The organism is Pelomonas sp. Root1237, from assembly GCF_001425055.1.
Classification (GTDB): domain Bacteria; phylum Pseudomonadota; class Gammaproteobacteria; order Burkholderiales; family Burkholderiaceae_C; genus Pelomonas.
In genome coordinates this window covers 869,429-883,233 of the sequence record NZ_LMDK01000012.1, presented here as the reverse complement: position 1 = coordinate 883,233, position 13,805 = coordinate 869,429, and the positions used below count along the sequence as shown (strand labels likewise).

Genomic DNA, 13,805 nt, shown 5'->3' with positions numbered 1-13,805 from the left:
CGCGGCCTCGCGCAAAACGCGCAAAAGGGCGGATTTTAGAATCCCGGGCAATGTCCGACCTCCGCCTGGCCACGCTCGGCCCCCTCCTGATTGCCGATGCGCCCGCCAAGGCCGCCGCCACGCTGACGCTTGACGCCGCCCTGCCGGTCGATACCGGCGCGCTGATTCCCGAGCCCGGCGGCATTCCGGGGCGGCCCGCACGCCCGCGCCTGGTCGAGCACATCACGCTCAAAGGTCCGTCGCTGCGCACGCCGGCCGGCATCGCGGCCCTGGTGCACGCCATCGCCCACATCGAGCTGAATGCCATCGACCTGGCCCTGGACATCTGCTGGCGCTTCCCCGGCATGCCCGAGGCCTTCTACCGCGACTGGCTGCGCATCGCCCAGGAAGAAGCCAAGCACTTCACGCTGCTGCGCGAGCATCTGCTGACGCTGGGCTTCGACTACGGCGACTTCGACGCCCACAACGCGCTGTGGGACATGGCCGAGCGGACGAAACACGATTTGCTCGCTCGCATTGCCCTCGTGCCGCGCACGCTGGAAGCACGCGGGCTGGACGCCTCGCCCGCCGTCAAGCGCAAGCTCGTCGGTGCCGGTGACAAAAAAGCCGGCGAGATCCTCGACGTCATCCTGCACGACGAGATCGGCCATGTGCTGGCCGGCAACCGCTGGTACCGCTTCCTGTGCGAGCAACGCGGGCTGGACCCGATCGCGACCTACGCCGAACTCGCCACCCTTCATCAGGCGCCCAAGCTGCGCGCGCCCTTCAATCTCGAAGCCCGCCGCGCGGCCGGCTTCGACGAAGCGGAACTCGCCGCGCTGGCTCGCCCATGACGCGGTTCCATGCCAATCTGCTGCTCACCTTCGTCGCGCTGATCTGGGGCTCGGCCTTCGTCGCGCAGAACCGCGGCATGGCCAACGTCGGCCCCCTGCTCTTCACCGGCGTGCGCTTCCTGATCGGCGCCCTCGTCGTGCTGCCTTTTGCCCTGCTGGAGTGGCGCCGCCTGGGCCGCGAAGGCCGGCCGCTGGTGAAGCTGGACGGCCTGCACATTGCCGGCCTGGGCCTCTTGATGACGCTGGGCGCCGTCATGCAGCAGGTCGGCATCCAGTACACCAGCGTGACCAATGCCGGCTTCCTGACCGCGGTCTACGTGCCTCTCGTGCCGGTACTGGCCTGGCTGCTGCTGCGCCAGGTGGCGCACTGGTCGGTCTGGCCGGCGGCTGCGGGTTGCCTGGTGGGCGCCTTCCTGCTGTCGGGCGCGCATGAGCTGCGCATCGGCCTGGGTGACCTGTGGGTGGCCGGCTCGGCCATTCCCTGGGCGGTGCATGTGCTGATGGTGGGCCGCTGGGCCGACCGCATGGGCGCTCCCTTTCTTGTAGCCAGTGGCCAGTTCGCTGTCTGCGGCGTGCTGTCGCTGATCGCGGCCTTCGGCATGGAGCCGGTGCACTGGAGCGGCCTGGTCGCTGCCGCCTGGCCCATTGCCTACACCGGCATCGTCTCGGTCGGCATCGCCTTCACGGCCCAGGTGGTGGCCCAGCGCTACGCCCATGCGGCGGACGCGGCCATCATCCTGTCGGCCGAGACCCTGTTCGCCGCCGCCTTCGGCTATGCGCTGCTCGGCGAGCGGCTCAACACCGCCGGGCTGATCGGCTGCGGCCTGATGCTCGCCTGCATCCTGCTCGTGCAGCTGACGCCGCTGGTGAGAACCCTGAGGCAACGGCAAATTCTGACCAACCCGTCAAATTGACTCTAGACTTTGGGCTCCTTTGTCGAGGAGCCCCGCATGAGCGCTGACGTTTCCAAGCTTGACGCCTATTGGATGCCCTTCACTGCCAACCGGCAGTTCAAGCAGGCGCCGCGTCTGCTGACGCAAGCCGATGGCATGTATTTCCGCGACGACAAGGGCCGCGAGATCCTCGACGGCATCGCGGGCCTGTGGTGCGTCAATGCGGGCCACAACCGCGCCAAGATCGTCAAGGCCATCCAGGAGCAGGCCGCCGAGCTGGACTTCGCGCCGCCCTTCCAGATGGGCCACCCCAAGGCCTTCGAGCTGGCCGAGCGGCTGGCGGCCATCGCCCCCACCGGCATGAACCGCGTGTTCTTCACCAACTCGGGCTCCGAGTCGGTGGACACCGCGCTGAAGATGGCCATCGCCTACCACCGCGTGCGCGGCGAAGGCGCCCGCACCCGCCTGATCGGCCGCGAGCGCGGCTATCACGGCGTCAACTTCGGAGGCATCTCGGTGGGCGGCATGGTGGCCAACCGCAAGATGTTCGGCAGCCTGCTGGCCGGCGTCGACCACATCCGCCACACCCACGACCCGGCGCGCAACGCCTTCTCGGTCGGCATCCCGCCGCATGGCGCCGAGTTCGCCGAGGACCTGGAGCGCCTGGTCGCCCTGCATGACGCGTCGACGATTGCCGCCGTCATCGTCGAGCCGGTGGCTGGCTCCACCGGTGTGCTGCTGCCGCCCCAGGGCTATCTGCAGCGCCTGCGCGAGATCTGCGACAAGCACGGCATCCTGCTGATCTTCGACGAGGTCATCACCGGCTTCGGCCGCACCGGCAAGCCGTTTGCTGCCCAGACCTTTGGCGTCACGCCCGACCTGATGACGGTGGCCAAGGGCATCACCAACGGCTGCGTGCCCATGGGCGCGGTGTTCGCGCAGCAGAAGATCCACGATGCCTTCATGACCGGGCCCGAGCACCTGATCGAGTTCTTCCACGGCTACACCTACTCGGCCCACCCGCTGGCCTGCGCCGCCGGCATCGCCACGCTGGACACCTACGCCGACGACGACCTGCTGACCCGCGCCGCGCGCATGGAAGGCGAGTTCGCCAAGGCGCTGCACTCGCTACGCGAGGAGCCCAATGTCATCGACGTGCGCAATATCGGCCTGGTCGGCGGCATCGAGTTGAAGCCGCTGGACGGCCAGCCGGCCAAGCGCGCCTTCAACGTCTTCCTGGACTGCTGGGACAAGGGCCTGCTGATCCGCACGACCGGTGACACCGTGGCGCTGTCGCCGCCGCTCATCATCGAGAGTGGCCACATCGAACGCATCGTCGACACGCTCAGAGGCGCCCTGCGTCGCGCCGCATAATCCGCGCCCCGTGGCGGCAGTACCGGCGCCGCGGCCCCGCCCTGGAGTTTTCCCAATGAAATGGCTACTCGCCCTGCTGCTTGCAGGGTCCGCCCACGCACAGACCCTGAACTACATCGGCCAGCAGATCGTGCCGACGAGTGCGAGCTTCCGCGGGGTGCCGGTCGGTGGCCTGTCCAGCATCGACTATGTGCCCGCCACCGGCCGCTACCTGGCCATCTGCGATGACCGCAGCGACCGCGCGCCGGCGCGCTACTACGAGCTGAGCCTGGACCTGTCCAAGTTCCGCCGCAGCGCCAACCCCGGTGAGGCCGGCGTGGCCTGGGTCAGCATGACCACCATTCTCGACCTCGACGGCCAGCCCTTTGGCCGCAACCAGGTCGACCCCGAGAGCCTGCGCCTGGACGCCAAGCGCAACCTCATCTACTGGGCCAACGAGGGCCAGCGCGTCTCCAGCTCCTTGCAGAACCCGACCGTGCGCCGCATGAGCCCCGACGGCAAGCCGGCCGGCGAATTCCCGGTACCGGGCTACTACAACCCGCTGGGCAGCGCCGGCGGCATCACGCCCGGCGACGTGGGCGTCTACAACAACCTCGCCTTCGAGAGTATCGCCATCACGCCCGACGGCAAGACGCTGTGGACGATGAGCGAGAACGGCCTGGCCCAGGACAGCCTGCCCACGGCCGTGGGCCGCGGCAGCCGCGCGCGCATGCTGTCCTTCGACCTGGACAGCGGCAAGGCCGGCGCCGAATACATCTACGACGTCGGCCCGGTGCCCTTCCCGCCGGCGCGCCAGGGCGATTTCGCCACCAACGGCGTGCCCGACATGCTGGCCCTGTCGGCCCATGAGTTCATCGTCATCGAGCGCGCCTTCGCCGTCGGCGCCGTGACGCCGGGCATCGCGGCGCTGACCAAGCAGCCCACCAGCAACACCATCAAGCTCTACCTGATCGACACACGCGGCGCGACCGATGTGTCGGGTTGGTCCAGCATCAAGGGCCACGAGGTCGTGCCCGTCAAGCGCACCATGCTGCTGGACCTGTCGTCGCTGAAGAACGACGACGGCAGCGTGCTGGCCCTGGACAACATCGAAGGCATCACGTTCGGTCCGATGCTGGAAGGCAAGCGCACGCTGATCCTGGTGTCCGACAACAACTTCAATCCCGCGCAGTTCACGCAGTTCCTGGCCTTCACGGTTGAATGAGCCCCTCGCCCAGTCTTGCGCCGGCTGAACGCCGGCAGGCCTGGTCGGTCCCCCGCGGGGACGGCGATGCTTGCGGCATTGAGCCGCAAGCACATCGCCAAAGCGGGCCGGCTAGGGAGCGGCCCGGCGCTCGGCCCGAAAGCCAATAGCAAATGCATCCCGTCCCCTGGCGCGCCTACGCGCTGCTGGCAGCTAGCACCAGCCTGGTCGGCAGCTATGTCGGCCTGTCCAAGCTGCTGGTGGCTGCCTTTCCCATCTTCCTGCTCGCCGGCCTGCGCTTCGGCTTCGCGGCCGTGCTGATGCTGCCCTGGCTGAAGAAGCCTGCCCACGAAGCGCCGCTGGATGCGCGTTCGCGCTGGTTGCTCTTCCTCGAATCCTTCCTCGGCAACTTCCTGTTCTCCATCTGCATGCTGTTCGGGCTGCGGCAGAGTTCGGCCGTCGTCGCCGGCGTCATCATGGCCGGCATCCCGGCGGCGGTGGCGCTGCTGAGCTGGGCCTTCCTGCGTGAGCGCCTCGGCGGCCGCGTGCTGGCCGGCATCGCCTGCGCGGTCGGCGGCATTGCGCTGGTGGCCAGCGGCAAACAGGGTGGCGGCGCTGAGACGACGCCGGTGGGCGCGCTGCTGCTGCTCGCGGCCGTGTTCTGCGAGGGCTGCTATGTCGTCATCGGCAAGAAGCTGACCGCCGGCCTGGGCCCGAAGCGCATCAGCGCCCTGATCAACCTCTGGGGCCTGGTGCTCGTCGCGCCACTGGCCATCTGGCAGGCCCTGAGCTTCGATTTCGGCGCGCCGCGCGTGCTGGACTGGGCGCTGCTGGGCTACTACGCCGCCACGGCCAGCGTCATCACCGTCTGGCTGTGGATGGCTGGCCTGAAGGGGTTGCCGGCGGCCAAGGCGGGGGTCTTCATGGTCTTTCTGCCGATCAGCACGGCGCTGATCGGCCTGGCTCTCGGTGAATCCATCTCCGCCCTTCAGGCCCTGGCCTATGGCCTGGCCTTATTGGGTGTGCTGCTGGCGACATGGCCGGCCAAGGAGCCAGCGAGGCCGTGAGCGCGGCCCGCGCCGGGGCGAGTTGCGGTGGCCGGCAAGGCGCAGGTGACGCGGCGTGGCGGGCGCCACGCAAGGAGCCGGCAACGCCGCCGGGTGCCGCAAATCGCCCCGGCCCTCCGGGTTGGGTCTGGCGTGGGCGCATGCGGCGTTGCTCGTCGTTGTGGGCGCGAGCCCGCGGCCTCCTCGCGCCTTGCCTGCCCCCACGCCAGACCCAACGCGGGCCACGCTCACGGCCTCGCTGGCTCCTACTCTCTGTAGGATGCCGGCATGTCCCTGGATGCCGATCTCGCGCGCTGGCGCGAGCACCTTTCCCGCTTTGCCGAGCTGCTGGGCAACCCGCCCGACCGCGTGACCGCGCCCGGCCGCGAGCCAAGCCCCGGCCATTGCCTGATCTTCGCGCCCCACCCCGACGATGAATGCATCGTCGGCGCCCTGCCGCTGCGGCTTCAGCAGGAGGCCGGCTGGCGGGTCGGCAATGTCGCCGTGACCCTGGGCAGCAACCCCGAACGCCGCGAGTCGCGCTGGGTCGAGTTGCAGGACGCCTGCGGCGTGCTGGGCTTCGACTGCATCCGCGTTGGCGAGGACGGCCTGTCGGACGTGCGCGCCGACACGGCCGAACGCGAGCCGCAGCTGTGGCAGGTCCATGTCGACACCATCGCCGCGCTGCTGGCCCGGCATCGCCCGGCCCTTGTGCTGGCACCGCATGCGCTGGACGACAACCCCAGCCACCGCGGCGTCTACCGCCTCGTCGCCGAAGCGCTGGCCGCCGCACGCCTGGACGCGGTGCTGGCCCACACCGAGTTCTGGTCCACGCAGTCGGCACCCAATGCGCTGGTGCAGACCAATATCGCCGACACCGCCCGCCTCATCGCCGCGCTGGAGCGCCACACCGGCGAGATCGAGCGCAACCCCTATCACCTGCGCCTGCCCGCCTTCCTGGCCGACGCCGTGCGCCGCGGTGGCGAGCTGGTGCTGGGCGCCGGCGAGGAGCCGCCCGACTTCGCATTCGCCACCCTCTATCGCCTCGTTGCCTACCGCGCCGGCCAGCCCGCCGCCGAACTGCCGCGCCGCGTCTTCTCCGCCGACAAGGCCCTGTCTTCCGCCCTGCTCCAGTCATGAACCAGCCCACCCACATCCGTGTCCACCAGTTCGCCGGCCTGCAACCTGGCCCGCGTTTCCTCGTCACCGGCGCTGTGCATGGCAACGAAATCCATGGCACCAAAGCCATGGCCGAGATCGTTCGCCAGCTCGATGCCGGCGAGCTGACGCTGCTGCGCGGCACGCTGACCCTGGTGCCCATCGTCAACCCGCTGGCCCACCAGCTGAACCGCCGCGAAGGCGACCGCAACCTCAACCGCAACCTGCGCCCGCCGGTCATCGCGCATGATTTCGAGGACCGCATCGCCCGCCAGCTCTGTGCCTTGATCGCGCAGCACGACGGCATCCTGGACCTGCACAGCTTCCAGGGCCAGGGCCCGGCGTTCGCGATGATCGGCCCGCGCAACAACAGCGGCGAGCTGGAGCCCTTCTCTCAGGAGGCGACCGAATCGGCGCTGGCCGCGCGCCTGGGCGTGGGCCGCATCGTCGAGGGTTGGCTGTCGACCTATGCCCTGGGACTGCAGCGCCGCCAGCAGCGCGAGCACGACGGCTCGCGCCGCGCCTCGCTGATCTCCGACCCGCACTACGGCGTCGGCACCACCGAGTACATGCGCTCCACCGGCGGCTGGGCCATCACGCTGGAGTGCGGCCAGCACCTGGACCCGAACGGCCCCGAGGTTGCCCGCCTGGCCATCCTGCGCTCGCTGGTGTTCCTCGGCATGCTGGACGAGAGTGCCGTCGGGGCGCACCGCCCCACACAGGCACCTGAGCTGCTGCAGCTCTACGACGTCATCGACCGCGAAGCCGAGGGCGACCAGTTCGAGCAGAGCTGGGCCAGCTTCGACGCCATCGCGAAGGGCCAGCGCATCGGCACCCGCGCCAGCGGCGAGGCCGTGCTGGCACCGAGCGAGGGGCGCATCGTGTTCCCGAACACCAAGTCCGCGCCGGGAACCGAGTGGTTCTACCTGGCGCGGCCCAGCGACCGCAAACTCGGTTGAACGCGGGGCAGCTCCGCCATCGAGGCCGCCTGCTGTATGCCGGCCTTGCGTCCCCACTCAAGGCGTGGCAAGCGCGGCCAGGGGCAGCTTGACGATGAACTCGCTGCCCTTGTCATGGCCCGCGCTGACGGCCACGACTGTGCCGCCATGGGCCTCTACGAGCTCGCGCACCACCGCCAAGCCAATGCCCAGGCCGCCGTGGTGCATGGCCATCGCATGCTCGTTTTGCACGAACAAGTCGAATACATGCGGCAGCGCCTCGGCCACGATGCCGATGCCGTTGTCCGACACGGTGACCGAGATCACGCGATCGATCACGGCAGCCGTGAGGGCGATGTGGCCCCGGTCACGCGTGTACTTGACCGCGTTGTCGAGCAGATTCCGAAAAACTTGCTCGAGCCGCACGGGATCGCCATGCACGTTCAGCGGGCCTTGTGGAAGAGAAACGCGCAGGCGCTGATGCTTCTCGTCCATCGCCGGTTGGCAGGACTGGGCCACCTCGCCAAGGATCTCCACCAAGTCAACATTGCCGCAAACCAGATGGAACTTGCCTGTCTCGGCGCGAGATCCATCCAGCAAGTCATTGACGATGCGGGTCATGTGCGCGACCTGCCGCTTGATGACCTCCTGCAGCCACGCATGCCGGCTTTCATCACCGCGGGCTCGACTCAGCAACTCCGCGGCATTGCTCAGTGGTGCGAGTGGGCTGCGCAATTCGTGCGCGACCATCGCCAAATGGATGACATGCTGCTGATGCGCGCCCATGGCCCGCTCCTCCGATACCCTGGATGCGAGCGCTGACAGGAGCAATTGCTCGTTGGCGTCACGCAAAGCATGACGGTGGAGATCCGGGCTGGGCGTTGCATCCAGCGGCACAGGCTGCGTCCCGAGACCGTGCGTGTCGCCGAAGTCCGGCACGTGCCCGCTGTCAGGCACGTCCTCTGCGCCGTGGAACTGGAACATGGCACCGCCCATCTTCTTGGCGCGGTACATGGCCGAATCGGCCTTGTCGATGAGCTGCATGGCCGTACGACCGTCATCGGGGTAGATCGCGATGCCGACGCTGGCACTGACCCTGAACGCGGGCAGGCTGTCGATGCGGATGGCAGCAATCCCGTGCAGCATCTTCAGCGCAATCTGGGCGGCGTCACCGGCTTTCGATATCTCGGCGAGGAGCACCAGGAACTCGTCACCGCTGTGGCGACTGACGGTGTCCGAATCGCGCACGGCCATCCCAAGATTCAGGGCGACCAGCTTCAGTGCCTCGTCGCCGATCAGATGGCCGAAGTTGTCGTTGATGTGCTTGAAACGATCGATGTCGACAAACAGCACCGCACTGCGAGTGTGCCGGCGCTTGGCCATCGACAACGCTGTCTGCAGCCGGTCCAGCATCAGCGCGCGATTGGGCGTGTCGGTCAGGGCATCGCGCTGGGTGATGCGCGTCATCGCCATCAACTTGTCCGTCGCCGCCTCGGCAATCGCCTCGGCTTGCATCACCGCCAGCACCAGTTGCTCGTTCGCGTCCCGCAGTTGCGCTGTCTGCGTGGCGCTGAACTGCTGCTGCACTTCTTCGAGGTCTTGCCGCAGGCGCAGGAGTTCCGCACGGATGGCACCGACGTCTTCGTCAGGCTGCTGTGCTTGGGCAGGTGGCGCCCGCGGCGGATGGGCGTCGTCGCTCACGGCGGCTTCGGTGCTCGAAATGACGCAGGAGGCGCCGGAGCCCCTGCCTGGCGGGTTGGCCGGCCGGCCAGCTGGCCTTCATAGCCCTCCAGCATTGCGCCGATCTGGATGCCCTCGTCGTTGACGTGGAACAGGCGCAGCTCGTTGGAGTGCGCGCTGGCGCGGACCTTGACGACGGCCAGCACGCGTTGCAGGCGGCTGTCCACCTCGATATACCGCTGCACGATGATGGCGTCGGTCAGGAAGGCCGTGCCATAGGGACTGAAGCGCAGGTCGTCATAGCGGTCTTCCAGCTCCGACGTCATCAACAGCGTGGCGCCGGTGCTGGCCAGTGCGGTGACCATGCGCGCGAGCGACTCGCGGAAATCCTCGCGGAAGGTTGGCGCGAGCGCGAGCTCGAAGCCCGACAGCGAGTCGATGACCACGCGGCTCGCGCCCAGGCGTTGGATCTCCGCGATCAGCAAAATCGACAGTTCGTCGACCGACATGCCGGCCGCCTGCGTGTCCACAAGCCCGACGCGGCCGCTCCCGATCAGCTCGGCCACCGCCGGCGTGCGCGAGAGATTTGGGCGCTGCTCGAAGGAGGCGATGACGCCCGTCTCGCCGCGCCCTGCGCCTTCTGCAAGGAAGGCCGAGGCCAGGATGGTCTTGCCCGAACCTGAGGGCCCCGCCACCAGCAGTGAGTAGCCGCGTGGCAGGCCGCCGCCCATCAAGGCGTCAAGGTCCGGCACGCCGATGCTGAGCCGCTCGCCTGTTTCAGCGCCCGCATTGACGGGCGGAAACGACTGCAGCACGGGCGGAAAGACAGTGATGCCGTCAGAACCGATGCGGAAGGTGTGCAGGCCGGGCGAAGTCGCCTGACCGCGCAACTTCATGACTTCCATATTGCGCACGACGGAGTTGCGCTTGGTGCTCTGGCGCAGCCAGATCAGGCCGTCGGCGACAGTGAAGACGGGGTTGGGATCGGCGTCGGTGAAGTACTCGCCGATCAGGAAGGTGGTTGCCTGCCAGCTGGTCATCAACATGCCGAGCTGTTGCACGAAATGCTGCAAGGTGATGTAGCTGTTGCCGTTGCCCTGGCTGGCCAGCATGACCGATCGGAAGGAGTCGACGAAGACCAGGCCGGGGCGATGTTGCTCGACGGCGGCAACGATCTTTTCGAGCACCTTGTCCAGATCCCCGGCGGCGGTGTCGTCGGCCAGGTTGATGAAGTAGATCGAACGGTTGACCTCGTCGCTGTCGAAAAACTCGAACTGCTGCATATAGCGCAGCATCTTCAGCGGCGGTTCGCCAAGCACGGTGAAGTACAGCGCCGGTCGTTCGGGCGTGGCAAGCGCGAACATCATCTGGTGCGCCAACGTTGTCTTCCCGCAGCCCGGCGGGCCGGCAATGATGTTGAAGGAGAACTCCGGCAGGCCACCGCCCAGCACCTGGTCCAAGCCCTGCACGCCTGTGGCCAGGCGGTTGATGGTTGCTTTGGCGGTGGTCATGTCTGGGAGTCCTGTGCGGGCGCGTCGGTGGAAGGGGGTGCCCATACGGGATCCAGCAGCCGCTCCGTGAGCGTGGCGCCGATCAGGCTGGACAGGAGGTCGTAGAAGGTACCCAGCAACGCGGCATTCAGCGCGGCGGCTTCGGCGCTGGCCTGACCCGCCAGGACCGCGCGCAATGCACGGAAATCGCCGGGGCGGGCATCCGCATTTGCAGCGGCGGCCAGCGCAGGATGAGCGGTTCGCGTGAGGTGCAGGCTGCGCTTGAGCAGCGCTGAGACGCCATGGCGCCCGACGATGGGTGACAAGGCGGCGTCGATCCGGCGCCAGACCTCACAGGATGCGTCGGCAATCACCGCCGCACTGGCGCCCTCTGCGAGCTGACGTGCCAGGACCGCTTCGATGCGTTGCGGTCCAGTTGACATGCACGACCCCATCAGTTGCCGCAATGCGGACTGACGGATGGTACCCCCCCCCCGCGTGGCTAGTACTGACCGACGAACTGGAAGTGAAGCTCGGGCGACTGCGGAAACTCCGCCGCCCTCAGCTTGGCCATGACGTTAGCGGCGAGAGAAGAGAGCTGCTCGACGGATTGCGTCACGTACTGATCATGCTCGATGCCCAGTGAGGCCAGCCTTGTGCCGATGTACAGGAAGTAGTCTTCACCGTCCGTCATGCGTCCCGTGTAGGTTTCCAGCCCGACCGACCTCGCCTTCTGGCAACGGACATCGCTGCCCGTATCGCAGGCGTCAAGCCCCTCCTCGTCGTCAGGGTCAAGCCCGAACTTGATGCCGTAGAAGGCGATGAATGCGTCCGCTCCCATGGTGCTGCCTTTCAATGTCTGACGGTGATCGATGGCCTACGCCATCGTGCCTCTCATCTCCATCGCCGCTCGCCAGCGCCGCAGATGGGGATGCTCGTCACCGGGCTTGACCTTCACGACCCGCGCAAAGTCCACCGCCACAACGGCCGTGATGTCGGCAATGCTGAACTGGCCAGCGGCGATGAAGTCGCGCTCCGCCAGATGCGCGTTCAGCATCGCAAAGAAGGCCTGCACCCGCGCCTGCCCGCGCTCGGCCAGCGCCGGGATCTGCGCGTAGTCCAGCGGCCCCGCCAGCGCGCGGTTGACCATGGCCGGGCTGCTGTTGCGGAATGCCTCGGCAATCGCCAGCAGGCCCTCGAACTCGACGCGCCACTGCCAGCCCGCGATCTCGGCCTTGTCGAGCGGGCTGCGGCCGAGCAGCGGCGGCTCGGGGAAACGCGCCTCGATGTAGGCCGCAATCGCGGCGTTGTCGGTCAGCACGGCGCCCTCCTCCGTCACCAGCGCCGGCACCGTGCACTGCGGGTTGATGCGCCGGAACGCCTCGCCCATCTGCTCGCCATTGCGCAGGTCGACCTGCACCGTTTCGTGCGGCGCCCCCTTCTCGGCCAACAGGATGCGCGCGCGGCGCGGGCTGGGCGCGGTGGCGCAGTCGTAGAGCGTGATCATGGCGCCGCCAGCTTGTCTTGCGTCTTGGTGTCGAAGTCGCTGGCCTCGTGGCGCTCGTGCAGTTGGCTGCCGGGTTCGCCCCAGGTGCGGTTGACCTTGCGGCCGCGCTTGACGGCCGGGCGCTGGGCGACCTCGTCAGCCCAGCGGATGACGTGGGTGTACTCGTGCACCGACAGGAACTCACCCGCGCCGTAGAGCTGCCCCTTGGCGAGCGCGCCATACCAGGGCCAGATGGCCATGTCGGCAATGCTGTAGGCCTCGCCCGCCAGATACGGCGCTTCAGCCAGCCGGCGGTTCAGCACATCGAGCTGGCGCTTGACCTCCATGGCATAGCGGTCGATGGGGTACTCCTGCTTGGTGGGCGCATAGGCGTAGAAGTGCCCGAAGCCGCCGCCCAGGAAGGGCGCGCTGCCCATCTGCCAGAACAGCCAGCTCAGCGCCTCGGCGCGCGCCGCGCCACCTTCGGGCAAGAAGGCGCCACCGAACTTTTCCGACAGGTAGACAAGGATGGCACCCGACTCGAACACCCGCACCGGTTCTGGCCCGCTGTGGTCCACCAGGGCCGGAATCTTGGAATTGGGATTGGCCTCGACAAAGCCGCTGCCGAACTGTTCGCCCTCGTTGATGCGCACCAGCCAGGCGTCGTACTCGGCGCCGGTGAGGCCCAGCGCCAGCAGTTCCTCCAGCATCACGGTGACCTTGACGCCATTGGGCGTGCCCAGGGAATACAGCTGCAGCGGATGGCGGCCAACGGGCAGCGCCTTGTCATGGGTGGCGCCGGCGATGGGGCGATTGATGCTGGCGAACTGGCCGCCGCTGGCCTTGTTCCAGGTCCAGACCTGGGGCGGGATGTAGTCGGTCGTTGTTGGATCGGTCATGCAGGCGTTCCAGGATGCAAACCCGGCAACGCTAGCGCAAAAGCCGGTCACACCTCGGTCAAGCCTGCAAACCTGAGGGGCATCTCGATGCCCGCGAAAATGCCATTCATGCGTATCGACTTCATTTCCGACATCGTCTGCCCCTGGTGTGCCATCGGCCTGTATTCGCTGGAAGCGGCGGCGGCCCGCATCCCCGGGCTGGAACTGGACCTGCACTTCCATCCCTTCGAGCTCAACCCCGGCATGAAACCCGAAGGCCAGGACATCGAGGAGCATCTGGCCGAGAAATACGGTGCCAGCCCCGCGGCGCTGGCCGGCACGCGCCAGGCCATCCGTGAGCGCGGTGCGGCGCTGGGCTTCGAGTTCCGACCCGGCGCGCGCAGCCGCATCTACAACACGCGCGACGCCCACCGCCTGCTGCACTGGGCGGACGAAGCCTTTGGCGGCGCCGTGCAGCGCACGCTGAAGGTGGCGATGCTGAAGGCCTATTTCACCGATGGCCGTGATGTATCCAATCACGAAGTGCTGCTGAGCCTGGCCACCGCCGCCGGCCTGCCCGAGGCCGAGGCGCGCGAACTGCTGGCGGGCACGCGCTACGCCGAAGAGGTGGCTGCCGCCGAGGCCGAGGTGCACGCCCAGGGCATCCATGCCGTGCCGGCCGTCATCGTCAACCAGCGCCACCTGATCCAGGGCGGCCAATCGGTCGAGGTGTTCGAGAAGCTGCTGCGCCAGGTCATGGACGAACCGCACCTGGCCTGACCCACCCCTCGCCGGCGCCGCCGCGCGACCTGAGACAATCGCGGCCTGATCGCTGCCTATTTGCGA

The 13,805-nt window shown here is 67.8% G+C and carries 14 protein-coding genes; 8 read left to right on the top strand and 6 right to left on the bottom strand.

Annotation, left to right across the window (positions count from 1 at the left end; all coding sequences use genetic code 11):
* Positions 1-50 precede the first annotated feature (50 nt).
* The 7 genes from ASC91_RS11830 (at position 51) to ASC91_RS11800 (ending at position 7,446) form a co-directional block, all read left to right on the top strand.
* Entirely contained in the window at positions 51-833 is a 783-nt protein-coding gene (locus ASC91_RS11830; RefSeq protein WP_056196792.1) for a ferritin-like domain-containing protein, read from the top strand.
* A complete protein-coding gene (locus ASC91_RS11825; protein WP_056196789.1) occupies positions 830-1,747 on the top strand; it encodes a DMT family transporter in 918 nt (305 codons plus the stop codon). Before ASC91_RS11830 ends, ASC91_RS11825 begins: the two co-directional genes overlap by 4 nt.
* Positions 1,748-1,783: 36 nt before the next feature.
* A complete protein-coding gene (locus ASC91_RS11820) occupies positions 1,784-3,100 on the top strand; it encodes an aspartate aminotransferase family protein (RefSeq protein WP_056197244.1) in 1,317 nt (438 codons plus the stop codon).
* Positions 3,101-3,155: 55 nt separating this feature from the next.
* Positions 3,156-4,304 (top strand): esterase-like activity of phytase family protein, encoded by a 1,149-nt coding sequence (locus ASC91_RS11815; protein WP_056196787.1) that lies wholly within the window; start codon positions 3,156-3,158, stop codon positions 4,302-4,304.
* A gap of 152 nt (positions 4,305-4,456) precedes the next feature.
* A complete protein-coding gene (locus ASC91_RS11810) occupies positions 4,457-5,350 on the top strand; it encodes a DMT family transporter (protein ID WP_056196784.1) in 894 nt (297 codons plus the stop codon).
* 267 nt (positions 5,351-5,617) lie between these two features.
* On the top strand, positions 5,618-6,469 hold the full coding sequence (locus ASC91_RS11805) for a PIG-L deacetylase family protein (protein ID WP_056196781.1): 852 nt from the start codon (positions 5,618-5,620) through the stop codon (positions 6,467-6,469).
* Positions 6,466-7,446, top strand: a complete 981-nt coding sequence (locus ASC91_RS11800) for a succinylglutamate desuccinylase/aspartoacylase family protein (RefSeq protein ID WP_056196778.1) — start codon at positions 6,466-6,468, stop codon at positions 7,444-7,446. Before ASC91_RS11805 ends, ASC91_RS11800 begins: the two co-directional genes overlap by 4 nt.
* Positions 7,447-7,503: 57 nt before the next feature.
* Here the strand turns inward: ASC91_RS11800 and ASC91_RS11795 are convergent, their stop codons facing one another.
* From ASC91_RS11795 to yghU, 6 genes are read right to left on the bottom strand one after another with little or no spacing between them, the layout of a single operon-like run.
* On the bottom strand, positions 7,504-9,126 hold the full coding sequence (locus tag ASC91_RS11795) for a diguanylate cyclase domain-containing protein (protein ID WP_056196774.1): 1,623 nt from the start codon (positions 9,124-9,126) through the stop codon (positions 7,504-7,506).
* Positions 9,123-10,616 (bottom strand): ATPase domain-containing protein, encoded by a 1,494-nt coding sequence (locus ASC91_RS11790; protein ID WP_056196771.1) that lies wholly within the window; start codon positions 10,614-10,616, stop codon positions 9,123-9,125. The genes ASC91_RS11795 and ASC91_RS11790 overlap by 4 nt, the downstream gene beginning before the upstream one ends.
* A complete protein-coding gene (locus ASC91_RS11785; RefSeq protein WP_157281482.1) occupies positions 10,613-11,062 on the bottom strand; it encodes a hypothetical protein in 450 nt (149 codons plus the stop codon). The genes ASC91_RS11790 and ASC91_RS11785 overlap by 4 nt, the downstream gene beginning before the upstream one ends.
* Positions 11,063-11,097: 35 nt before the next feature.
* Positions 11,098-11,436, bottom strand: a complete 339-nt coding sequence (locus ASC91_RS11780) for a hypothetical protein (protein WP_056196765.1) — start codon at positions 11,434-11,436, stop codon at positions 11,098-11,100.
* A 36-nt stretch (positions 11,437-11,472) separates the two neighbouring features.
* Positions 11,473-12,102, bottom strand: a complete 630-nt coding sequence (locus ASC91_RS11775; RefSeq protein WP_056196762.1) for a glutathione S-transferase family protein — start codon at positions 12,100-12,102, stop codon at positions 11,473-11,475.
* Positions 12,099-12,980: a glutathione-dependent disulfide-bond oxidoreductase gene (gene yghU / locus ASC91_RS11770; protein ID WP_056196759.1), complete on the bottom strand. Its 882-nt coding sequence runs from the start codon at positions 12,978-12,980 to the stop codon at positions 12,099-12,101. Before yghU ends, ASC91_RS11775 begins: the two co-directional genes overlap by 4 nt.
* A gap of 99 nt (positions 12,981-13,079) precedes the next feature.
* Here yghU and ASC91_RS11765 point away from each other — a divergent pair, with 99 nt between their 5' ends.
* Entirely contained in the window at positions 13,080-13,739 is a 660-nt protein-coding gene (locus ASC91_RS11765; protein WP_157281479.1) for a DsbA family oxidoreductase, read from the top strand.
* The last annotated feature ends 66 nt before the right edge of the window (positions 13,740-13,805 follow it).